At 35.1% G+C, this 582-nt stretch carries 2 protein-coding genes; one reads left to right on the top strand and one right to left on the bottom strand.

The window, feature by feature from the left end; genetic code table 11:
* Positions 1-411 (top strand): NAD(P)-dependent oxidoreductase (locus tag AB840_RS15635; RefSeq protein ID WP_048515726.1); only part of this gene is annotated, 411 nt, incomplete at its 5' end.
* A 43-nt stretch (positions 412-454) separates the two neighbouring features.
* Here AB840_RS15635 and AB840_RS18445 read toward each other — a convergent pair.
* The coding region (locus tag AB840_RS18445) for a cation transporter (protein WP_048515725.1) at positions 455-582 on the bottom strand (128 nt) is incomplete at its 5' end.

Here is a 582-nt window from a genome sequence, read left to right as displayed (position 1 = left end):
GCTATTGAAGGTGCAGATATTGTTACTTTGCATGTCCCAGCAACTAAATATAACCATCATTTATTTGATCAATATACATTTAATCATTTTAAAAAAGGTTCAGTATTTGTCAATTGTGCACGAGGCACTTTAGTCGATACACATGCGTTACTATCATGTATAGATAGTGGTCAAATTAAAGGTGCTGCTCTGGACACCTATGAATTTGAACGTGGCTTATTCCCTAGTGATCAACGAGATAAAAAGATGAATGATACGTTACTTCAACAACTGATTGATAGAGAAGATATCATCATAACACCACATATTGCATTTTATACAGAAGCAGCAGTGGAAAATTTAATCGTTGATGCGTTAGATGCAACAATGGAGGTTATTCAAACAGGAACAACTCATTTGCGAGTAAATTAAAAAACGGGAGCGATACCCATTAAGGTCGCTCCCGTTTTAATTTTTATTTAACATCATAGCCTTGATCTTCAATCGCATCTTTCATGTCAGAAAGTTGAACTTTATCTTCGTTATAATCCACACGTACTTGTCCTTTTTCTAAATCAACTTCTGCAGCTGAAACACCGTTTA

The sequence above is a fragment of the Megasphaera cerevisiae DSM 20462 genome (genome assembly GCF_001045675.1).
GTDB lineage: Bacteria > Bacillota > Negativicutes > Veillonellales > Megasphaeraceae > Megasphaera > Megasphaera cerevisiae.
The sequence above is the reverse complement of the archived record's forward strand: the minus strand, read 5'-3'. Positions and strand labels throughout refer to the sequence as shown.